This is a genomic window from Alkalibacterium sp. s-m-28, from assembly GCF_054658175.1.
The window spans coordinates 1-21,279 of record NZ_BAAGIQ010000005.1 but is presented as its reverse complement, the minus strand read 5'-3'; the positions used below and the strand labels follow the sequence as shown (position 1 = coordinate 21,279).

23 protein-coding genes and 1 pseudogene are annotated in these 21,279 nt (G+C 42.7%); 2 read left to right on the top strand and 22 right to left on the bottom strand.

The window, feature by feature from the left end:
- From glyS to ACYQ4S_RS01715, 12 genes are all read right to left on the bottom strand, one after another.
- Positions 1 to 2,085, bottom strand: a complete 2,085-nt coding sequence (gene glyS / locus ACYQ4S_RS01770; protein WP_459768944.1) for a glycine--tRNA ligase subunit beta — start codon at positions 2,083 to 2,085, stop codon at positions 1 to 3.
- Positions 2,086 to 3,015 carry a glycine--tRNA ligase subunit alpha gene (glyQ, locus tag ACYQ4S_RS01765; RefSeq protein WP_459768942.1) on the bottom strand — a complete coding sequence of 310 codons (930 nt, stop codon included), beginning with the start codon at positions 3,013 to 3,015 and terminating at the stop codon, positions 2,086 to 2,088.
- 649 nt (positions 3,016 to 3,664) lie between these two features.
- Positions 3,665 to 3,820 carry a hypothetical protein gene (locus ACYQ4S_RS01760; protein ID WP_459768940.1) on the bottom strand — a complete coding sequence of 52 codons (156 nt, stop codon included), beginning with the start codon at positions 3,818 to 3,820 and terminating at the stop codon, positions 3,665 to 3,667.
- Complete coding sequence (recO, locus tag ACYQ4S_RS01755) at positions 3,821 to 4,597, bottom strand: DNA repair protein RecO (RefSeq protein WP_346024429.1); 777 nt, start codon at positions 4,595 to 4,597, stop codon at positions 3,821 to 3,823.
- Positions 4,598 to 4,622: 25 nt separating this feature from the next.
- The gene (era, locus tag ACYQ4S_RS01750; protein ID WP_459768938.1) at positions 4,623 to 5,537 is read right to left on the bottom strand and encodes a GTPase Era; all 915 of its coding nucleotides are present in this window, start codon (positions 5,535 to 5,537) and stop codon (positions 4,623 to 4,625) included.
- Positions 5,534 to 5,938, bottom strand: coding sequence for a cytidine deaminase (locus ACYQ4S_RS01745; protein WP_459768936.1), 405 nt, complete (start codon positions 5,936 to 5,938; stop codon positions 5,534 to 5,536). Before ACYQ4S_RS01745 ends, era begins: the two co-directional genes overlap by 4 nt.
- A 13-nt stretch (positions 5,939 to 5,951) precedes the next feature.
- Positions 5,952 to 6,350 (bottom strand): diacylglycerol kinase family protein, encoded by a 399-nt coding sequence (locus tag ACYQ4S_RS01740; RefSeq protein WP_346024432.1) that lies wholly within the window; start codon positions 6,348 to 6,350, stop codon positions 5,952 to 5,954.
- Entirely contained in the window at positions 6,334 to 6,807 is a 474-nt protein-coding gene (gene ybeY / locus ACYQ4S_RS01735) for an rRNA maturation RNase YbeY (RefSeq protein ID WP_346024433.1), read from the bottom strand. Before ybeY ends, ACYQ4S_RS01740 begins: the two co-directional genes overlap by 17 nt.
- Entirely contained in the window at positions 6,785 to 7,777 is a 993-nt protein-coding gene (locus ACYQ4S_RS01730; RefSeq protein ID WP_346024434.1) for a PhoH family protein, read from the bottom strand. Before ACYQ4S_RS01730 ends, ybeY begins: the two co-directional genes overlap by 23 nt.
- A 666-nt stretch (positions 7,778 to 8,443) precedes the next feature.
- Positions 8,444 to 8,890 carry a GatB/YqeY domain-containing protein gene (locus ACYQ4S_RS01725; RefSeq protein ID WP_346024435.1) on the bottom strand — a complete coding sequence of 149 codons (447 nt, stop codon included), beginning with the start codon at positions 8,888 to 8,890 and terminating at the stop codon, positions 8,444 to 8,446.
- A gap of 49 nt (positions 8,891 to 8,939) precedes the next feature.
- Positions 8,940 to 9,113, bottom strand: a complete 174-nt coding sequence (gene rpsU, locus ACYQ4S_RS01720) for a 30S ribosomal protein S21 (RefSeq protein ID WP_091263960.1) — start codon at positions 9,111 to 9,113, stop codon at positions 8,940 to 8,942.
- A gap of 227 nt (positions 9,114 to 9,340) precedes the next feature.
- Positions 9,341 to 9,763, bottom strand: a complete 423-nt coding sequence (locus tag ACYQ4S_RS01715; protein WP_346024436.1) for a Fur family transcriptional regulator — start codon at positions 9,761 to 9,763, stop codon at positions 9,341 to 9,343.
- 136 nt (positions 9,764 to 9,899) lie between these two features.
- Here ACYQ4S_RS01715 and ACYQ4S_RS01710 point away from each other — a divergent pair, with 136 nt between their 5' ends.
- Complete coding sequence (locus ACYQ4S_RS01710) at positions 9,900 to 10,709, top strand: pyruvate, water dikinase regulatory protein (RefSeq protein WP_459768932.1); 810 nt, start codon at positions 9,900 to 9,902, stop codon at positions 10,707 to 10,709.
- Between the two features lie 64 nt (positions 10,710 to 10,773).
- Here the strand turns inward: ACYQ4S_RS01710 and ACYQ4S_RS01705 are convergent, their stop codons facing one another.
- From ACYQ4S_RS01705 to ACYQ4S_RS01670, 8 genes are all read right to left on the bottom strand, one after another.
- Positions 10,774 to 12,258: an MDR family MFS transporter gene (locus tag ACYQ4S_RS01705; protein WP_459768930.1), complete on the bottom strand. Its 1,485-nt coding sequence runs from the start codon at positions 12,256 to 12,258 to the stop codon at positions 10,774 to 10,776.
- Between the two features lie 141 nt (positions 12,259 to 12,399).
- The gene (locus ACYQ4S_RS01700) at positions 12,400 to 12,804 is read right to left on the bottom strand and encodes a rhodanese-like domain-containing protein (RefSeq protein ID WP_346024438.1); all 405 of its coding nucleotides are present in this window, start codon (positions 12,802 to 12,804) and stop codon (positions 12,400 to 12,402) included.
- Between the two features lie 73 nt (positions 12,805 to 12,877).
- The gene (locus tag ACYQ4S_RS01695) at positions 12,878 to 13,984 is read right to left on the bottom strand and encodes a YqgU-like beta propeller domain-containing protein (RefSeq protein WP_459768928.1); all 1,107 of its coding nucleotides are present in this window, start codon (positions 13,982 to 13,984) and stop codon (positions 12,878 to 12,880) included.
- 57 nt (positions 13,985 to 14,041) lie between these two features.
- The gene (locus tag ACYQ4S_RS01690) at positions 14,042 to 15,028 is read right to left on the bottom strand and encodes an ROK family glucokinase (RefSeq protein WP_459768927.1); all 987 of its coding nucleotides are present in this window, start codon (positions 15,026 to 15,028) and stop codon (positions 14,042 to 14,044) included.
- Between the two features lie 18 nt (positions 15,029 to 15,046).
- Positions 15,047 to 15,757 (bottom strand): rhomboid family intramembrane serine protease, encoded by a 711-nt coding sequence (locus ACYQ4S_RS01685; protein ID WP_459768925.1) that lies wholly within the window; start codon positions 15,755 to 15,757, stop codon positions 15,047 to 15,049.
- Positions 15,758 to 15,889: 132 nt separating this feature from the next.
- Positions 15,890 to 16,201, bottom strand: a complete 312-nt coding sequence (locus ACYQ4S_RS01680) for a hypothetical protein (protein WP_459768923.1) — start codon at positions 16,199 to 16,201, stop codon at positions 15,890 to 15,892.
- A gap of 61 nt (positions 16,202 to 16,262) precedes the next feature.
- Positions 16,263 to 16,829, bottom strand: a complete 567-nt coding sequence (locus tag ACYQ4S_RS01675) for a hypothetical protein (protein ID WP_346024443.1) — start codon at positions 16,827 to 16,829, stop codon at positions 16,263 to 16,265.
- A gap of 18 nt (positions 16,830 to 16,847) precedes the next feature.
- Positions 16,848 to 17,207, bottom strand: a complete 360-nt coding sequence (locus tag ACYQ4S_RS01670) for a helix-turn-helix domain-containing protein (RefSeq protein WP_346024444.1) — start codon at positions 17,205 to 17,207, stop codon at positions 16,848 to 16,850.
- 769 nt (positions 17,208 to 17,976) lie between these two features.
- Between ACYQ4S_RS01670 and rpmG the strand changes: the two genes are divergently transcribed.
- Entirely contained in the window at positions 17,977 to 18,126 is a 150-nt protein-coding gene (gene rpmG / locus ACYQ4S_RS01665) for a 50S ribosomal protein L33 (RefSeq protein WP_091263938.1), read from the top strand.
- Positions 18,127 to 18,688: 562 nt separating this feature from the next.
- On the opposite strand, the gene ACYQ4S_RS01660 is transcribed toward rpmG, so the two are convergent.
- Both ACYQ4S_RS01660 and ACYQ4S_RS01655 read right to left on the bottom strand, forming a co-directional pair.
- Positions 18,689 to 20,842, bottom strand: a complete 2,154-nt coding sequence (locus ACYQ4S_RS01660) for a peptidoglycan D,D-transpeptidase FtsI family protein (RefSeq protein ID WP_459768921.1) — start codon at positions 20,840 to 20,842, stop codon at positions 18,689 to 18,691.
- Positions 20,843 to 21,178: 336 nt separating this feature from the next.
- Positions 21,179 to 21,279: pseudogene (locus ACYQ4S_RS01655) on the bottom strand (IS200/IS605 family transposase); the annotation flags it as partial.

The following is a 21,279-nucleotide window of genomic DNA, read 5'->3' as shown; positions in this document are numbered from 1 at the left end:
TTATTTAATAACCAGTCTGTCAAAACGGGCAAAGCCACTTAAAAGATCATCGATTCTTTTCAACAGAGCCAGGCGATTGTCTCGGACAGATGTATCTTCTGCCATCACCATCGTATGATCAAAGAAGTCATCGATCACTGGATGGAGTTCAGCAAAAACCTGCCACTGCTGGTCCGCATTTAAATCTTCTGACATAAGCACTTCAGCCTTCAGCAATGCTTCGTATAAGTTCTTCTCACTCTGTGTTTCAAAGAGGTCAGTTGATATGGAACATTCACCAGCAGCTTTTTCAGCCAGGTTGGATACACGTGTCAAAGATTCGACCACTGCTTTAAATCCAGGCTGTTTTTTCTGATAAGCCAGTACGCCAGCATGATCAATGAGAGCTAGGATATCTGTCTGATTAGATTCCAGTACCGCTTGACGGATATCATAATCCTCGCTCAGCCCTTCTTCACCTGACAACAACTGGTCCACGCGGTCTTTGATGAAGTCAATCACAACAGGTGTATTCTGCATGTATGCAGCCTTCGTTTCTACAGAGATAACCGTTTCTGCAATTGCATTGATCAGCTCGTCCAGCTGAACAGACACGTTGAACGCCTTGAAGATTCTCACAATTCCCATGGCCTGTCTTCTTAAAGCAAACGGGTCATTAGAACCGGACGGAATCATATCGACAGAAAAGAATGACAGCAGAGAGTCCAGTTTGTCAGCTGCGGAAAGGAGCGCGCCAAGTTTCGTTTCAGGCAGTCTACCGTCTGTACTTTTAGGCAGATACTGCTCGGAAAGCGCATCAGCAATTTGCCTGTCTTCCCCTCTTTCAGCAGCAAATATACCTGCAATGTCTCCCTGAAGAGAAGTGAATTCGTTGACCGTCTGCGTGACCAGGTCAAACTTGGCTATCATACCGGTACGTTCTATTAGACCGATCTGTTCATCAGTCATGTCGAAGTAAGGAGCCAGCAGATGAGCAATAGCTGTCAGACGTTCCTGCTTGTCGTACAGCGATCCGAGCTTTTCATGGAAAGATACAGTCGACAGTTTATTGACAAAGTCATCAATAGACAGCTTCCTGTCTTCATCGTAAAAGAAAGCAGCGTCTGCCAGACGTGCACTCAGCACTTTTTCATTTCCTTTTCTGACCTGCTCGATATACTCAGCATTTCCGTTTCTAACCGCAATGAAATAAGGGAGAAACTTGGCCTGACCGTCAGCCTGTCTGACCGGGAAATAACGCTGATGATCAGCCATTGCCGTTTCCAGAACATTTTCAGGTACAGCAAGATACTCGTCACTGAAAGAGCCGTAAAACGCTGTTGGATATTCGACAAGGTCTGTTACCTCTTCAAGCAGTTCCTTGTTATCCAGAGGATCTTTCCAGTTGTTGAGGGTACATAAAGCCTGAATCTGACTGATGATCAGTGCCTGACGCTCATTACGGTCGACGAGCACATGCTCTTCCTTCAAGCTATCTTGGTAGTCATTCGCATGATTCAAGGTAACAGCCTGTCCCAGGAAGCGGTGACCTCTAGTCTCTCTACCTGAAGGGACATCAAACAAGGTCATATCGACAACTTTCTCATCTAATAGAACTGTCAGCCAGTGGACTGGACGGATGTAACGGTAACTGTGCGTGCCCCACTTCATGGATACTGGGAACGACAGTGACGGGAGCACTCCTTCGAGTTTCTGTATGACTTCTTCTGCAGATAAGCCTTTTATGTGTTTTTCTACGAAGACGTACTCTTCACCTTTGATCGTCTGAAAAGTAATGTCATCAATTGATGCCTGCTGGCCACGAGTGAAACCAATCGCGGCTTTAGTCCAGTTGCCTTCGTCACCCAGAGCGATGCGTTTAGCCGGGCCTTTAACAGATTCTGTCTTATCTTTCTGTCCTTCAGCCAGACCTTCAATTTTAACTGCCAGACGTCTAGGTGTATTGAATACTTGTATGGAATCAAATGACATGTCATGGTCTTTAAAATGCACACTGACTTTGTCTTTAAGCTGTTCAGCAGCCGGAACAATTACTTTCGCCGGCATATCTTCCAGTCCGATTTCAAGTAATAATGAATGAGTCATTTACTTGTCCTCCTTTTCGCCATATTTTTCGATCCATTTTCCAGCCTCTGCTTCTCCAATTAGAGGGAATGACAGTTTTGCCCGTTCCTGCAAGAAAGACTTCGCAATGAGTCTAGCCATATGGCGGATTCTTTTTAAATAATCCGGGCGGTCAGTTGCAGAGACAGCCCCTCTGGCATCCAGCAAGTTAAATGCGTGACTGCATTTTAATACATAATCATAAGCCGGATGAGCCAGGTTATTTTCAATTTGCTTCAGTGCTTCCTTCTCGAAAGCTTGGAACTGAGAGAAGAGAAAGGCCGTATCACTGTGATCGAAGGAATAGGCAGAATGCTCGTATTCCGGTTGCTTGAAGATTTCCCCGTATTTCACTCCGGGTGCCCATTCGATATCATAGACATTTTCAACATCCTGAATATATGAGGCCAGTCGTTCAAGCCCGTATGTCAACTCACTTGTAACAGCATCGACTTCAAGGCCGCCGACTTGTTGGAAGTAGGTAAACTGTGTCACTTCCATGCCATCCAGCCAGACTTCCCATCCCAGACCTGCACAGCCTAGAGACGGGTTTTCCCAGTTGTCTTCAACGAAACGGATGTCATGTTTCAGTGGATCGATCCCTAGGGCTCTGAGACTGTCCAAATACAGCTCCTGAATGTTTTCAGGCGAAGGCTTCATGACCACCTGAAACTGATGATGCTGATACAGACGATTTGGATTCTCACCGTAACGCCCATCCGCCGGGCGACGTGAAGGTTCAACATAAGCCGCATTCCAAGGCTCTGGCCCAATTGCTCTGAGAAAGGTATAAGGACTCATTGTTCCTGCTCCTTTTTCAGTATCGTATGACTGCATGAGCATACAGCCCTCATCTGACCAGAACTGCTGCAGGGTCAGGATAATATCCTGAAAGGTTCTTGCTTTTTCCATAATATGACTCTCCTTTTTAATGATGCATATAAAAAAACTCGGCTCTATACTGACAGACAGCCATCAGTATAGGGACGAGTCTTCTCGCGGTTCCACCCTATTTCTGACCCAAAAAAACGAGTCAGCACTTTATATTATCGCACTCCAGATGCCCTTCACCAGACCGTCTTCCATGGCTTACACCGTCCCATGGTCGCTAATAAAGACTAGACTCGTTACTCCTTCTATCAACGTGCTTCACTTATTATTCTATCTTACAATAACTTGTGAACTACCCACCACTTAAATCCTCCGGATTTTGAAGTGGGGGCTTCCTACGAACTCCATTCTTGTCTGCACAGATTTCATGCAGACAGAGGAATCGGATATGGGTAGGCTCAAAAGGCAGTCCCTGCCTCATAGGTTTTCTTTTACTTGGCTAACGCCAAGGAATACTCAGTAGGCTTGGTTGTCGCCTAGATATAGACTTGGTTATCATCTATACACAAAGCATACCAAATGAGAACGACATTTACCACTTCAAGCTATCGCTTGACCGAAATTCATCTCCCACTTTCACTGGTGCTTCGCACCCATACGCTTAGAAGTGGGAGACTTCTTTCGGAATTACGTTAAAATTGTCAAACCAAATCTTGTTCGATAATGCATGCTAATTCTCTTTTACTACATTAACTTTCGGTTTATGTTCCGCAAGCAGATTGGCCAGTCGATGGGGTAAAGTAATGCGTCTAATCTGGACCAGCTGATAAAGAATCCCGACCCAGGCTAGAAAAATAATAGCTGTCCGTCCGATCCATTCATTCATTTAATCTTCCTCACGTTTAAGCAGATTCTCCCACTGATGCATTTTTTTGATAAATCGTTTGCTTTTAAGATTCAATCCGACCAGTTCGTCATAGAGAATGTCGATCACTCTCTGAATCTCAGTTTTAGTCTCCTGCTTTAAAGATATAGTATTAATCTTGTCAAACGATACAACAGAAAACAGGCGAATGAAATGAATCGCCTTGGGAGACGCATGCAGCCGCCGTTCATCTTCATGAAAATGCTTTGGACACAGCAGCCCATGGTGTCTGCTTGAGTAGTCAAACGGTCCATCCGTCAATCCGCAGAAGATACAGCCTCTCAGCTCAGACATGACCCCAAAGTACCTTAGGAAACGGACTTCAAAAATATTCATGATGATTTCCGGATCAAAATCTTCTTCGAATTTATCCATTCCAGTCAGAAGCTGTTCAAACAAAAGAGGGTCTGCCTTACGGTCTTCAAGCGCTGCATCTGCGAGTTGAGCGATATAGGTCGCATAAGCCGTCTTGAAAATATCTGTCTGAACAGAGGTGTAAGACTGCACATTTTTTGCATCCCGAATAAAGCTCAGCCCTTCGCTTCTGATATCTGCAATAAAACTTGCTCTTGCAAAAGGCTGAATGGCAGACCGCAGTTTAAAGTTAGGATTCTTTGTCCCTCGTACAAAAAACATGAGCTTTCCGTATCGGTCAGTAAACAGCTTGACCAGGTAATCCCGTTCTCTGTGCTTCCTGACAGACAGGACTAGGCCTTCAACTTCTTCTAACTGAGACACTCGGTCACCTTCTTAATCAACTTAATTAGTACTGGTCTCTATTATAACCGTAATCGTTCAGATGCTGCTGCTTGTCACGCCAGTCATTCTGAACTTTGACCCACAGATCAAGATAAATCTTATCCCCCAACAGACGTTCGATGTCTTTTCGGGCATTCATTCCAATATCTTTAAGCATTTTCCCCTGCTTGCCGATGATGATCCCTTTCTGGGATTTTCTTTCTACAATGATCGTAGCGTTCACGACAACTTTTTCATTATCTTCACGCTGCATACTGTCAACGACAACAGCAATCGAATGGGGAATTTCTTCTCTTGTTCTTTCGAGAACTTTTTCACGAATCAGTTCGGATACAATAAAGTATTCCGGGTGATCACTGACCTGGTCTTCAGGATAGAACTGTGGCCCTTCAGGTAAATAGCTTCTTACTGTCTCCATCAGGCGATCAACATTGTTTCCTTCAGTAGCTGATATGGGTACGATTTCCGCAAAAGTCATCTGACTGTTATAGTCTTCAATGATCGGCAGCAGTTCATCCGGATGGATCTGATCAATTTTATTCAGCACAAGAAATACTGGGCTTTCGACAGTTTTCAGCTTGTCGATGATAAAATCGTCTCCCGGTCCTCTTTTTTCGGTTACATTCACTAAAAACATAACCACATCCACTTCATTGAAGGTACTCATGGCAGTTTTTACCATAAAGTCACCCAGACGGTGCTTCGGCTTGTGAATACCCGGCGTGTCAATAAATACGATCTGATCAGATTTTGTTGTCACGATACCCTGCACCTTGTTTCGTGTAGTCTGAGCTTTGTCACTCATAATGGCAATTTTCTGTCCGATCATCCGATTCAAGAGCGTTGATTTTCCTACATTTGGTCGTCCCACCAGAGAGACAAAACCAGATTTAAACTGTTCTTCGTTTGTATTAGTCACACCATATCCCCCGATTGAAAAGCTCCGGGCAGCAGTTCCGACACTGTTGTCTCCTTCACTTTTCCTTTTTTATTCGTCAGCAGAACCGGCATATCCGGCTCACAGAATTCAACGAGCACCTGTCTGCATGCGCCGCATGGTGAGATAGGTCCTTCAGTGTTTCCTGTTACGACTAAGTAGTCAAATGACCTCTGTCCCTCAGATACTGCTTTAAACATGGCCGTGCGCTCTGCACAGTTCGTAAGAGGGTAAGACGCATTTTCAATATTGCAGCCAGTAAAAATTTGTCCGTCCTTAGTAGACAATGCGGCTCCTACCGGAAATTTTGAATATGGGACATATGCTTTATCGAGCATATCCGTTGCTTCTTTAATTAAAGTCTGTCTTCTTTGTTCATCCATATTATTCGCCTCTTCACATCAGTATTTGTAAGATTTTTGGCAGCAGTATGATTGCACCGACCAGTGCTGCAAAGGAGGCAGTCACCAGTACGACGGCTGCTGCCATGTCCTTAACTTTTTTTGCTATAGGATGGTACTCTTCTGTAACCAGGTCTACAACATTTTCAACTACTGTATTGATAAGTTCCATTACAAAAACAAGGTAAGACACTAGAATAAGCCACAGCCATTCAGCTCTGGTCATGGGCAGCACAAGACCAATCATCAGCACGGCTACACCGGTCAGAACATGCACACGCATGTTTCGTTCCTCGTGAAAGGCTGTCCGGATACCCATGAAAGCAAACTTGAACGAATCACGATAGGCCCTGTTTTTCTGTGGGATTTGTTCTTCCTTATCTTTTAAGACCATATTCCTTCAATATCTCCTCTTGTAGTGCAAACATTCTCTTTTCATCTTCGTCTGTCATATGATCGTACCCGTTAAGGTGAAGAAAACCATGGACCATCAGGAAACCAAGCTCTCTTTCTACAGAATGACCGTATTCTTCAGCCTGTTCTACCGCTTTCTCATATGATATGAATATATCTCCCAGATCTCTAGGAATGGTGATGCCTTCCATATCGAACTCTTTCAGTAGATCATCTTCATCATCTTCAATTGCAAAACTGATGACATCAGTCACTTTATCTTTATCCCGGTATTCTCTGTTGATCTCTCTGATCTTTTCATTAGATACCACTGTAATCGACACTTCTGCATTCTTCTCTACAGATAATTTCTTTGCAGCAACGTTCAGCAGATCCTCGATACAGTCTGCCATATCTTCAGTGATTTTATCTGTTTCATCGTAAATTATCGTTTCCATAATCTTCCCTATCCGTTTCATTGTCGTAAGCTCTGATCACTTTTGCGACCAGTGGATGTCTGATAACATCTTCAGCTTCAAATTTGATATGACCAATTCCTTTAACTCCAGTCAGTACACGTTCAGCATGGATCAGACCGCTTGTCGTCCGTCTCGGCAGATCGACTTGGGTGATGTCTCCATTGATGACCATCTTGGAATTGAACCCCAGACGAGTCAGGAACATTTTCATCTGCTGCACAGTCGTATTCTGAGCCTCATCAAGAATAATGAAGGCATCATCCAGCGTACGGCCTCTCATGTATGCCAGAGGTGCGACCTCGATCGTTTCTCTTTCGATCAGACGATTCGTATGTTCGGTGCCAAAGACGGTATACAAGGCATCATACAGTGGTCTCAGATACGGATCGACTTTTTCCTTAAGATCTCCAGGTAGAAATCCAAGATTCTCTCCAGCTTCAACCGCCGGGCGGGTAATGATAATACGTTTCACATCCCCTTTTCTCATGGCGGCCACTGCCATTGCAACAGCAATGAACGTTTTTCCTGTTCCGGCCGGACCGATGCCGAAGACGATATCGTTCTTCTTGATCGACTCGACATAATCGCGCTGGCCGACGTTTTTCACTCGAATCGCTTTACCATCTTTATCTCTAGTGATCTCTTCTTCGTACATTCTGACAAACTGAGACAGTTTTCCCTGTTTAACCATCCTGATAGCGGAAATAATATCTGCTTTTTTTACTTTGATCCCTTTGTCATCAAGAGTCAGCAGCTGTTCAAACAGCGCTTCTACCTGACTGATTGCTTCAGGGGTGCCTTGAACGTCCATTTGAGTGCCTCGACTATTGATCGATACGTCCAGTTCTTCTTCTATTAAATTCAAATGACTATTCTGAGGACCAAAAAGTGTAAATAATCTCTCAGAATCTTCAAGTTCTATACGTCTTTTTTCGATTGATTCAGTCAACCAGGTGACATCTCCTTCTTATTAACGGTATTCCATTAAATCATAGCATAAAAACATTAAAATCTCTATAAAGTTGGTGAAAAGTGTTGCAATATGAGGGGGATTTTGATGACATGGTTGGTCTGTTTTTTTGGAAGTTATGTGCTGAGCCACTACTTGGATTGCACCGGAACTCGGACAAGATTTCCATTTGAGTTAAGGCGCTATCGCGATTGCATCGGAACTCGGACAGAATTTCCATTTGAGTTAAGGCGCTATGGCGATTGCACCGGAACTCGGACAGAATTTCCATTTGAGTTAAGGGGCTATGGCGATTGCACCGGAACTCGGACAGGATTTCCATTTGAGTTAAGGCGCTATGGCGATTGCACCGGAACTCGGACAGGGTTTCCAATTGAGTTAAGGCGCTATGGCGATTGCACCGGAACTCGGATAGGATTTCCATTTGAGTTAAGGCGCTATGGCGATTGCACCGGAACTCGGACAGGAGTCCAGCTGGAGTTGAAAAGCTAACGATTTTGCGCAAAAAATTTCACTGATAAAATCATATAAGTACACTTATATCATCAAGATAAGGTGTGACCACAACTATGTGTATATATTTCAGCTATAAAAAGACCGCAGATGACTGGAGACGAGATGTCCCCACAGCTGCGGTACTTTCTATTATTTATTCAGTTCTTCTTTGACGATGGAGCTGACCAGATTGCCGTCAGCTTTACCTTTTACTTTAGGCATCAAAGCACCCATGACTTTTCCCATATCCTTCATTGAGGATGCGCCAGTCTGTTTGACCGTGTCCTGCACGATTTCACGAACTTCTTCTTCGCTTAACTGAGCCGGCAAATAGTCATCGACGATTTCAATTTCTCTTTCGAGTTTAAGAACCAGGTCATCACGACCGGCCGCTTTGAACTCATTTAAAGATTCGACACGCTGTTTTTTCTCACGAGAAAGAACGGTCAATTCGTCTTCTTCTGTCAGTTCTTCTCCCTTATTGATCTGTTCGGTCTGTAAGGCAGATTTCAACATACGAATAGTAGATAACTTTTCTTTATCTTTTGCTTTCATCGCGATTTTCATCTCTTGATTCAATTCATCAAGACGAGCCATCTAATCACCTTCTATATGAGATATAAACTTTAATAATATAGGTGCTCTATTAGAATTTACGCTTGCGTGCTTCCTCAGATTTCTTTTTACGTTTAACACTAGGCTTTTCATAGTACTCACGTTTACGGGCTTCTTTCAATGTACCCGTTTTAGATACGGAACGTTTGAAACGACGAAGAGCATCATCAAGACTTTCACCTTTTTTGATATCTGTTTTAGTCAACGTTGTTCCCCTCCCCTCGTACGTTCAGGGCGTTCCTATTGCTTTGTAAAATCATATTAGTCACAATTGGTCTTCCCTATCAATAAATGATGTAACTGTTGATTATGCACTTGCACATAATAACAATTCATTAATCATTATATACAAATAAAGAGAGAGCGTCAACACCATGCCCAAAATTAAATATGGACAAAATGTAAACACTCTCACTCACTATACTCTGATGATCAGACGGCGACACAGCAGTCTGCACATTTTCCAAACAATTCAAATCGATGAGATGTGACTTCACAACCTGGTAGCTGCCCCTGGAACATATCCATCGGGCACATCTCAAGTTCACGCGTCTGCCCGCATTCGGTACAGATAAAATGATGGTGATGTCCGTGTACATCACAGCTGGAACGAAATAGTTTTTCCCCGTTCAGTTCTGTCTCTTCAACAACGGACAATTCTACAAATGTGTGAAGATTGCGGTAAATAGTGTCAGGACTTATGCCCGGGAACATTTCTTTCAAGTGATCCTGGACTTCTTTAGCAGACATATACTTTTTTTTGTTATATAGAATTTCCAGTATTCGCTGTCTTTTCCCTGTCGTCTTGTAACCATTCCGTTTCAGTGTTCTAACGGCTTGTTCAAAAGCTGTCAACAGAATCGCTTCCTTTTCTAATTTCTATCTTTCAGTATATCGGAAATGTCTAATTTTTCAAGGAACATTTTTTGTACAATTTTATGATCGAATGCATTATACTGAATATATAAACTTCTCGGAAGGACTGATCATTATGAATGGAAAACCCGCTGCAACAGTTTTTGTTTTGTCGGATTCTGTAGGAGGTACAGCAAGCAATATATATTATGCGGCAAGAGCCCAGTTTCCTGAAGTAGCATTCGATCTGAAGAACTTCCCTTTTATCAGACAGGAAGATCAGCTGAAAACTATCCTGGAAAGTGCAAAAGAAATTGATGCTATCGTTCTGCATACCTTGGTTAACCCCGAACTGGTCGATATTATAGAAGACTTTTGTCTTGAAAATGGTCTGACCTGTTTCGACGTGATCAATCCTCTGATCAATGAATTGACTTTGCGGTCTAATGCTCTGCCAACGCATAAGCCAGGCGCCAAGCATAAACTTGATGACAAATATTTTTACCGGATCGGTGCACTGGAATTTGCAGTCAAGTATGATGACGGGAAAGATCCCAAAGGTTTTCTTGAGGCTGATATTGTCATTTTAGGTATTTCTAGAACATCAAAAACTCCGCTCAGCATTTTTCTGGCAAATCAGAATTATAAAGTGGCCAACTTACCCTTACTTCCTGAATCTACATTACCTAAAGAAATATGGCAGGTCGATTCAAATAAAATCGTCGGCCTGACTAATGATGAAGAGATGCTGTCCAATATTCGAAGAGAGCGCATGATTTCATATGGCATGCAGCCGGACACGCCGTATTCAGATAAAAATCGTATTCGAAAAGAAATTAAATATGCTGATGAATTATATAAGAAGCTTAATTGCCAGGTCATCAATGTGGCCACCAAGTCAATTGAAGAAACTGCTGCTATTATTGTCAATTCACTTCAGAAATAAAACAAAGAACGTCAACACATATTGGTTATCTCTTCCGGATAGTCACATGTGTTTACGTTCTTTTTTATTTTCGTCTGACTGTTTTTTCTCTCAGGAAGAAAGTAAGAACAAAGGCAGCCAGAGCCAGGACGGTAACCATACCAAATCCGCCTCTAATTCCTTCAATTGTCAAGTTTGGCTTAGCTCCTCCTGCTTCAGCTGCTTCGAGAGTTGGTGTATTTGCAAAGGCTGAGACGATGGACATTGAAGCAAAGACGAGTGTAATGGCAAAACTCGAGCCGATCTGTCTCACTGTCTGCCGGGCAGAAGTCCCGTGCCCCATCTGATCATCGGGCAGAGCGTTCATCCCAGCCGTTGTAACCGGAATATTGAAAACGCCAAAGCCTATGGACAGCAGCAAATATACAGCCACAATATACCAGATCGATGTATCTTGTTTGACAAATACTAAAAGAGCTGTTCCAGCAAATAAGGCCAGTCCCCCTAGAGGCGCAATCTTAGCTACCCCGTACTTGTCGTAAATACGTCCGGTTACTGGCGAGATGAATGCTTTGAACATTCCTCCAGGAAGGAGAATAAGGCCTGACAGAGTAGCCGAACGACCAAGTACAGTCTGGATGTACATCGGCATGACGTTTGATATGCCTGTAATAACCATGAGTCCCAGCATAGTGATGATTACTGCAAGGCTGAAGGTCCTGTTTTTAAACAAGGAAACATTCAGCATCGGTTCGGGGCTGTGAAGATTGCGTCTGATAAACAGATAAATAAAGAGACTTCCGATAACCACCGACACCCAGGCTACGATCGAATCGAATCCTTGTGAACCCATGAACGACAGTCCAAAGAGAAGGATTCCGAATCCGATCAGAGAATGTCTAATTGATACCCAGTCTATCCTCGGGTCACTCATAGGTAGAACATCTGTCAGGGTCAAGATAGATATAGGGATGACTGCTGCCGAGCCAATAGAAAGACCGTAAAAGATAAAGTGCCATGACAAAGTATCAACAATCCATCCACCTAAAGCAGGACCTAGTGTAGGACCCAGTCCTAAAACTACTCCCATCAGTCCCAGGGCGCTCCCCCGTTTTTCAGGCGGTGATACAGTTAGAATGATTGTCTGCATAAGAGGAATGACCATTCCAGCACCGACTCCCTGCAGGATCGTACCAAAAAGCACAACTGCAAAGTTGATGCCAATTCCGGCTATAAATGACCCAGCGCCGAAGATGATCATCATTAATACGAAAAGGTTCCTCGATCTGAACTTGTTCATGGCAAACGCTGTGATCGGCACCATGATTCCTTTGACCAGTGTGTAACCGGAAACGGTCCATTGACCAATCGAAGGAGACACATTCAAATCATTTATCATAGTCGGAAGAGCAGTCTTTATTGCCGTCTGGTTCATTATGACCATCAGAGATCCGGCAAATAGTGCTGTATACACCATCCAGTAAGGCACTTCATTATTATCGCGCCTGTCCAACTGTTTTGTAATGAGAAAGACAGCTTTTCTCCCCCATTTTGTTCGTCTAATATACACGGTCTGCTCCTTTGTGTTATGACACAGTGTCATCTGTGATTTTGCTTATAAAAAAAAGGAAATCCTGAGCGATTTCCTTGATTTGTCATATTAAAATGTATCACTTTGCCCAAGTGAGTTCAAGTCCGATTTCCTTATTTGTCACTTGATAGGCTTTTTGCGTTTGATTTTACCGTCCCATTTCTCGTAGCCGTCTTTCAGAACAAATAGGTTATCGTACCCATTTTTCTTAAGCAGCAAAGCAGCTCGGTAGCTCATTGTCTTTTTGTCATCATAAAGATAGATCGGTTGATCCTTACGCAGTTCACCAGCACGCTGCTTCATCTGCATATACGGAATGTTGCGTGCGCCAAGAATATGGCCAGCATCAAAGTCGTCTTTACCACGAACGTCAACAATCTGGGCTTTACGCATGTCCTGCTTGAATTCATCATTCTCCAGCGCTGTCGCTGCATTCTTTCTTCTGAAATACTGAACCAGTTCCCAGATTCCCCAGGCAATGATTCCGATCCATAATATGATTGTTACGATTGTCCAATTATCCAAAAATAACTCCCTCTCTGTACGCTTATCACCTTCTATTTTACCGTAATATCAAGCAAAATTCCAGTCTGTATTTTCAGGAAGAAATGTCCACCAGTGAATGCATATCCCCTGTGTCCAGTTCGATAAGGTATTCGTACCGCCAGCCGTACAACACGTAATTCTCATCTGGTGAAAGACAAATCGGTGCATCATACGGTAACGGAATGATCTCCTCAACAGTTTCGTTTTCAAAATCCAGCTGAGAGAGCGTGTACGTGCCTAATTCTTCTTCTAGAATCACTGGCTCATCAGCTAAAACAGCCAGAACTTTTCCGTTCCGATTAGACTGCGTCAAATGTGGTTTGACGGGCTGATCATTCAACAAGACTTTAGGTGCTGTAATAACATTACCTCCTATAAGAAATGGGTATTCATGAAAAAGATAGACTTGATGGTCGTTAATGTCGGAAGGAACGATACCTATGAAGGTATCCTGATGCAGGAAAAAGTCACGGGCATCTCGACTGATTACCATGTCTCCGTTTTCCTCTCTCATATCTCCAATGTAGAGGTCCCTACCTTCCAGTTCATCCACATAGACATAGACATTGGAGGAGTACCATCTAGGATATAGTGAAGCGATCGGTTTTGGAGTAAGCGTCTCTTCTTCTGTATTCCACACTTGAACCAGTATGGTTTCCATTTCTTCTTTACTATCATAATCATAGTGTGAAATGAAGACTAGATCCGGATCAACAGCATTCCAGTTAAGAGTCACATAGCCGCTGTAATGGAGCGGAGTCGAATGAAGAATATTACCGGAAAGATCCATGACATTCAGAGAAATGGCTTCGTCGGTCACTTCCTGAAATAGGATTTGGTCTCTTGTGTGACTTATTTCTACACTTAGAATATATGCATGTTCTTCATATATCTCTTCAAAGTCTCCAGTAAAGATATTATAGGACATGAACTGGTGGCTTGCATTGGAGCCTTTGTGGATAAGAAGCGTTTCGTCATCCAGCCAGCCTATGTTCTTCTGGAACTGTTCCGGGTCAAGGTCCATGGGATGAGCAATTTCTTCTGTTTCGCTGCTGCCGTTGACACTTCCATCTGAAGAAGACCCGCAGGCAAATAAAAAAAGTGAACAGCATGTTAAAAAGACCCATAAGGTTATTAAATATACCTTTATATCTGACATGCTGCTCACCTCATTGTGTGGTTTATGTTACAACCATTTTACCACATTACGTGAACATTATTCACTTATATGCTTATATACAGATTCATTTAAGACCAGTGAGCTCGCTCCTATGACACCTGCATCGTTTCCTAATTCTGCAATTCTGATATGAGTGTCTTCTCGAATAGTCGGGAATGCATAAAGCTTGAAACGTTCTCTGATCTTATCTGCAAGAAATTCGCCTGCCTTAGATACACCGCCTCCGATAACAATGGTTGAAGGATTCAATAGATTTGCGATGTTTCCGCATGCTAATCCTAAGTAATCACTGATTTCATCTACTACAGAAACTGCGAATGCATCGCCTTCCTTGGCGACATCCATAATGCGCTTAGTATCTACTAAGTCACCAGCTTTGATCTGATCCTTCAATTTTGACGAATCTCGATAGGTATCCGCTCTGTCTCTGGCCACTCTGACCACACCGGTCGCACTGGCTACTGTTTCAAGACAGCCAAGCTTCCCGCACGTACAAGCGTAGCCTTTACGGTCAACAGTCATATGTCCTATTTCACCGGCTGCCCCTTTTGCTCCATGGAGTAGCTGGTTGTTCATGATCACGCCGCCACCTACTCCAGTTCCTAGAGTGACAAAGACAACGTTTGGTTCATTATGTCCTGCTCCGAGCCACTGCTCGCCAAGAGCTGCGACATTGGCATCGTTATCAATGAAAAATGGAATACCTGTAGCGTTCTCGATCTGTTCTCTAACTGGCTGTACTTGATCCCAATTCAGATTATAAGCACCGACAACTGTTCCTGCGTGACGATCCACTGTTCCTGGGGACCCCATACCGATACCGATAAAATCTTTTGAAGTATAACCATGATCATTCATGAATGACAGTACTGACTCAATGATCGAAGGGGTGATGTGACTGCCATGGTCTGAGATGTCTGTAGGAATGGACCACTGATTCAGAAGTGATCCTTCCGTAGACACTACGGCAAATTTAACTGAAGTCCCTCCAAGATCGATCCCTATGATTTTCTTATCTTCCAAACTGCTTCCTCCTTAGTGTTAATTGAATAATCGTGTGATGGGAACCAAACGGGAATAGCCTATAAAGATAAGCACTGCCACTACCCCAACGTAAATCAGCGCGTAAACAAACTGCCTCTGTTTATTTATCTCCCAGGCCCTTGGGGCGGTCAACGCATAAGCTAGAAGGTATCCACCCAGGAGCCCACCGACATGACCAGCCATATCTACCCCGGGGCTTAAAATGCCGAATACCAGATTCAAAACGATCAGTAGAGAAAAATTCTTAGCCATCGCTCCGATCTGCGGATTTGATGGAAAAAGCTTACCTAATACCAGCGTTGAGCCGAAGAGACCGAACAATGCTGTACTGGCACCTGCGGAAATATTCTGATTAAAGGCGAAACTTGCCGCATTTCCTGCGATTGCACTGAATAAATACAAGAGAAAGAACCGCCAGTGTCCAAATATGCTTTCGAGCTGGATTCCAAGAAAATATAAAATCAGGACATTAAACAAGAGATGAGTAATCCCAATATGAAGAAACATTGGTGTTATGAGACGGTACCAGTCACCCAGTATGATCAGTTCATTTACTTTAGCACCGAGTAACACAAGAACTCTAGGGTTGGTACTCCCACCCATGACTTCCTGAACAATATACATAAAGCCGGTTATACCTAATAGAGCGTAAGTAATGAATGGTTTTCTGTTCCATCTCATAAGTTTCATTTTAGTCTGGTAATTCACATTTTTAGCTCCCTTAAATCTTTAAGTTTAGTATAGCATATTCCATTGTGTGTACCAATTTGAATCATACAAAAAAAGTTAAGAGTCACACCCGGCAACATCTGCACCAGCTGTTCCTCTTAACTTATGAATTTATTCCATATTTCCGTCGATATCATCTTTGAACTCTTTAACTGCTTTCAAGTTCGCATCCTTACGGTCCTGATCCTGTTCATCAGTTAATTCATCCTGACTGGAGGTGTCCATATTACTCAGTTCGCTTGTTTCCACAGCGACCACGTGGTCAGGATTGATAAAGACTTTTTTTCCATTTACCAGTTCAAAACTTCTGAGCAGATCAGATTCGGAGGCATTATTGTCCAGTTGACTGGCTATAGTCCCTGGAGAATTGCTTATTGTATACGTTTTTCCGTTGGACATATAAATAACTGCTGTGTCAGACATGTAATTCTCTCCTTTATCTTTGATAGGTTAATTTTACCTCAAAGATAATAAGATACAAAATCTAACGAATGACTGCTTCCACCAGCTGGTCTCTATTCATATCAGATCGGACTGTGTACTGACCTGGGCGGATACGTCTGAACAGGTTGTTGTCCTCCAGATGTTTATTGAATGCATGAACGTCTTCGATTAATCCGTGGGCTTGAAGCTGTGAAGCAATGACGCTACTCGGTTCTCCTTCGCGAATCACGACTGTGTATTCTGTGACATCTTGTGGCTCTTCATCGTTTTCTTCCACTTCGTCCGCTTCATTTTCCTGATCAGACTCATCTGATTCGGCTTCCTCTGATTCTTCAGTATCTGCTTCTTCATTTTCAAGATCCGTTGATTCTTCATTTTGATCATCCATTGAGCTGTTCATCTCTTCAAGCTCAGCTGCAAGCTGTTCATTTTCAAGTTCCAGCGCGGTCGCTACTTCTTCAAGATACCGTATTTCATCCTGAAGTTCTTCGACATCTTCACTGCTGCTGCTGACCGATTGTCCTTGTCCGGCAAACTGAAGCACGAGCAGCAATACAGCAGAAAAGAGAAAACCTGTCGCGAGCATTCTAATATTCTTCTTTGACATGGTGTCCCTCCTGTTACATCAGGCATTTATGCCTTCCGTAATGTAATCGTTGATGACTTCCTGAACTGAACTTTGAGACAGATCAAGCTGTCTGGCTATTTCTCGAGTCGCTACCCCTTTAGTAAATAATGTAATGGTATTGTCTTTCATTAGACGAGTCATTTGTGCAGACTTTTCCTCATCTTCTATATCCACATTCAACTGAGCTTCTAAAGTATGTATCCTTTGATTCAAGTCGTAAACGGTTTTAGTGACTGCCAGTGAGAAACTCTCAAGCTCTCTATACGCTGCATCTTTCTCTTCTTTTTTTATAAGTGAATAGATGAATAATGCGATAGAAAGAATCAGGAGCAAGCCGGCTATCATCCACATTTCCATGGTTTTCCCTCCCTTGTATTTGTGTTGACCTATAAAATAGTATCATATTTATGCATTATAAGAAAGACAATAAAATTTTCATTTTCTTAACAAAGAAATGAGAGGAGCGAAAAAGACAGATATCAGTTAAACTGACACCTGCCTTTTATTATTCCTGATTTATTGATCTATTTCATTATCAGCTTCTTCAGATAGTTCCTCTATGATTTTTGGCTAGTCATCTCTTCTGTTTCTTTCGTCAACCAGTTTTTCAGTGACCGCGTCAACTAGTGCCTCATCATGAACCCTAGACTGAATGACTTCAGTAATGATATTGTCATCTGTCACTTTCTGCAGCTTCTGATTAACCGCACGTTCGATCAGGAACACTCGTCTATATTGTCAATTGCCACTTTGTTTTTTATCACCAGATACCTGTGACCCACCTCTTATTAGTTCACCTCTGTTTCAAAAGCCAATATTATTTTCTACTATGAATGATTTCATTATGTCATTTATACTACCATGTCAAAGAAAATCTTTCATCTTATCTCAAATGATTCTAATTGATTAACCATGTAAGCCTTCCTAGACAAACTGAACTTTAAATCAGCACATTGAGTCACTCTGCTGTTTCTTTAAAGAATTGACGTATTTTAGGGTCTGAAAAGGGAATATAACAAAAAAGAGTGGCATTTTTTTCTGAATCATGGTATTCTAGTCAAGGCGAATGGCTAGACACCTATCATGTTTGATAGCCTTCAAAACAGTAATATTGGGAGGGACAATCATGCGAGTAAACGTTACATTAGAATGTACAGACTGCAAAGAACGCAACTACCTAACATCTAAAAATAAACGTAATAACACAGAACGTTTGGAAGTTAAAAAATATTGCCCACGCGAACGCAAAGTTACTTTGCACCGCGAAACTAAATAAGTTTTAACTTTTTAACGTAATTCCGAAAGAAGTCTCCCACTTCTAAGCGTATGGGTGCGAAGCACCAGTGAAAGTGGGAGATGAATTTCGGTCAAGCGATAGCTTGAAGTGGTTAATGTCATTCTCATTTGGTATACTTTATATATAGACGATAACCAAGTCTATATAGGCGACAACCAAGCCTACTGAGTATTCCTTGGCGTTAGCCAAGTAAAAGAAAACCTATGAGGCAGGGACTGCCTTTTGAGCCTACCCATATCCGATTCCTCTGTCTGCATGAAACCTGTGCAGACAAGAATGGAGTTCGTAGGAAGCCCCCACTTCAAAATCCGGAGGATTTAAGTGGTGGGTAGTTCACAAGGAAGTCTGATTAATCAGGCTTTCTTTTTTTTGCACCATCACGCTTCACATATTTCTAGTCTGCTTCCAAGAGGTAACTGAACCCCTTGAAATGATATAATAAAATATACGCCAGCTGCTTTCCTTTACGAATTCTTAAGAAAAGAAGCTGGCGTATTCAATTTATTTGTATAATCTCGGTGGAAGATCATCTGCAAAGAATTTACTCCTCTTCACCTTGTATCTCTTCTGCACTCTCTTCCAGATCGCTGATATCTTCTGCCTCATTATATGAAGCTGAGCCTTCAAATTCACCTACACCGAAGTAAGCATCAAATACTCTTCTTGCCGCACGCTGGTTTTCCTGATTCGTCCGATTCTCGTTCGGTAAATTCGGTACAACGACTGCTACAGCTATTTCCGGATTGTCGTACGGTGCATAGCCGACAAAAGTCAGATTTGTCACAGAGACAGTGTTTCTTCCTAGGTCATCGTCCCAGTAGAAAGTCTCGGCTGTACCCGTTTTACCAGCAACCACATAAGGTGTACCCGAGAAGATCGTTCGGGCTGTTCCCTGGCTGCCGTTTACGGCCTGATAGAACCCCTGCTGGACCCTGCTCATTGCTTCTTCACTTGCATCAACATGGTTTAATATTTTCGGTTCTATTTCAGTCTTCAACGCACCTACTTGTCCATTTGAGGAATCAGTTTCTCTTATTTCTGAAACTAGTCGAGGAGCAAGACGCGTTCCGCCATTGGCAATGGTTGAAACGTACTGAGCCAACTGCATTGTAGTGTATGTGTCATACTGACCAAATGAAAAGAATAATGCTTCCGCTGCGTCTGTTCCCGGACCTTGATAGCCTGTTGACTCCGATGGTAGGTCAATTCCTGTTGGCACGCCTAGTCCGAACTGGTTAAAGTACTTACGCTGGGTGGCAAGGACTTCTCCACCGTTAATCGGCAGCCCTCCACCTGGTGTATAGTCATAAACTCCACCCATACGCATGGCCAGTCTCGCCATATAGACGTTGGAAGAACGCTCGAGTGCAGTAATGTCATTCATTGGAATCCGTCCGCTACCCCGGTTGAAGACTGATCGGATAGGGTTACTGCCTCTTATACGAATTGGTGTATCAACGATCGTATTGTTGCTGCTGTTAAGAACGCCTTCCATATAGCTAGCTAGTATGGTTGCTCCTTTAACTGAAGATCCCATAGTAAAGTTTTGGTTGATGGTTCCCAATGCATTGTCTCTTACTTCACCGTCACGAATTTCTTTACCTGTTAGAGCCAGAACATCACCATTTCTTGGATCCATCGCCACGATATAAATGCTGTTGTTAAGACCTTGTCGTTGAGCTAAAGAGTCGATCGCAATCTGTTCGACCTGTTCCTGGAAACCGATGTCGATGGTCAGAATCAGATTGTCGCCCTTCTCACCTGAATACTGTTCGATCTGATTTATAATCTCACCACGGCTGTTCGTTTCCGTATCCAGACGGGATTTTGATCCTCTAAGAACGGATTCGTATTGCCGTTCGATTTGACTTAAACCGACACGATCATTTCTAGAGTACCCTTGAGCCAGATATGTTCTCAAACGATCCTCAGGTACTCCTTGATCTTCACTCGATACTGTACCTAATATACTGCTCAGCATATCTCCTTCAGGATACATTCTGACCCAGTCAGTTCCGGTTCCCACACCCGGCAAGTTATCTAGATTTTCACTGATACGAGCAATTTCTTCATGCGTGACATCTTCGTTTTTTACATTGACGGTACTCAATGCATAGGCGGCATTCATTTTCTTGAATATCGCAGCCGCTTCAAGCTCACGTTCCGTCAGTTCTTCCAGTTCAGCGTCATCTACATAATTCAGCATAACCTGATAGGCATCCGATCCACCCATCGTCATTTCTTCATCTGACATTCTTTCACGAATAACGTCCTGATTACTTGCGATAAAGTAATCCTGGAGATCACGTCTGCTTAAGTCCGCGCCGGAATCGACAGCAAAAAATGGAACGGAAGGCATCGAAATATAGTCAGCCAGATCATAAGCGACTTCTGCCATCTGGCTAGCCGGAACATTACGCCCTCTCGTGTAGGTAATGGTGTGTCTTGCTTCATTCCCCACCAGACGTCTCAAGTTTGCATCAAATATTTCACCACGTGGCACACTGCCAGTGATCGTGGTTCTCTCTGTCCGATCAACTTCTGCCTGAAATTCATCTGCTCTAATAATCTGCAAGTAACCTAATCTAAGTATCAAACTAGAGAAAAGTAAAAATACAATAAAAAAGAGTAAATTCAATCGGAAAGGGATATGGGACTTTTTCTTATCTCTTCTTTTTTGAGCTGGTGTCTTCACTCAATTCCCTCCTGTGATGTGTATTATATTGTTGAATTTAGGATTGGTTTAATAGACCTGTTTCTATAAACGTTTAAAATCACGTAGTAGAGACTATTAACCTCTTACTAGTTTACCAAAACAGCCATTTAAAAGCCACATACCACGAAGAAATTTAAGGAAGAAAATGTAAATTTTCATTTTACATTCAAACTTTGTTCTCTAAATCAAAACCACCAGTGTGAACTGGTGGTTTGCTCTGCCGCTGAAAGCCTCTCTTACCGGCCTCGGCCTGAAAGGCCCACTGAGTGGTTTCCCTTATGCACCACAATTACTCACTGATTCTAAAAGAATCGTTTATTTTTTCTTGTTCTTATGTCCGGTGAACGGATCATATTCTTCGAATAATGTCAGTTGATCGCTCATATAGTCTTCTCGAAGCTGATTCCTAATATACT

What these genes read in the sequence shown, in the direction of transcription:
- ACYQ4S_RS01745 (WP_459768936.1), bottom strand. Translation starts at nt 5,938, where the DNA reads ATGGATGAACAAAGAAGACAGACTTTAATTAAAGAAGCAACGGATATG.
- ACYQ4S_RS01680 (WP_459768923.1), bottom strand. Translation starts at nt 16,201, where the DNA reads ATGTCTGACACAGCAGTTATTTATATGTCCAACGGAAAAACGTATACA.
- rpmG (WP_091263938.1), top strand. Translation starts at nt 17,977, where the DNA reads ATGCGAGTAAACGTTACATTAGAATGTACAGACTGCAAAGAACGCAAC.
- ACYQ4S_RS01760 (WP_459768940.1), bottom strand. Translation starts at nt 3,820, where the DNA reads ATGAATGAATGGATCGGACGGACAGCTATTATTTTTCTAGCCTGGGTC.
- ACYQ4S_RS01670 (WP_346024444.1), bottom strand. Translation starts at nt 17,207, where the DNA reads ATGGAAATGTGGATGATAGCCGGCTTGCTCCTGATTCTTTCTATCGCA.
- ACYQ4S_RS01695 (WP_459768928.1), bottom strand. Translation starts at nt 13,984, where the DNA reads ATGTCAGATATAAAGGTATATTTAATAACCTTATGGGTCTTTTTAACA.
- ACYQ4S_RS01710 (WP_459768932.1), top strand. Translation starts at nt 9,900, where the DNA reads ATGAATGGAAAACCCGCTGCAACAGTTTTTGTTTTGTCGGATTCTGTA.
- glyS (WP_459768944.1), bottom strand. Translation starts at nt 2,085, where the DNA reads ATGACTCATTCATTATTACTTGAAATCGGACTGGAAGATATGCCGGCG.
- ybeY (WP_346024433.1), bottom strand. Translation starts at nt 6,807, where the DNA reads ATGGAAACGATAATTTACGATGAAACAGATAAAATCACTGAAGATATG.
- ACYQ4S_RS01740 (WP_346024432.1), bottom strand. Translation starts at nt 6,350, where the DNA reads ATGGTCTTAAAAGATAAGGAAGAACAAATCCCACAGAAAAACAGGGCC.
- ACYQ4S_RS01675 (WP_346024443.1), bottom strand. Translation starts at nt 16,829, where the DNA reads ATGTCAAAGAAGAATATTAGAATGCTCGCGACAGGTTTTCTCTTTTCT.
- glyQ (WP_459768942.1), bottom strand. Translation starts at nt 3,015, where the DNA reads ATGGAAAAAGCAAGAACCTTTCAGGATATTATCCTGACCCTGCAGCAG.
- ACYQ4S_RS01725 (WP_346024435.1), bottom strand. Translation starts at nt 8,890, where the DNA reads ATGGCTCGTCTTGATGAATTGAATCAAGAGATGAAAATCGCGATGAAA.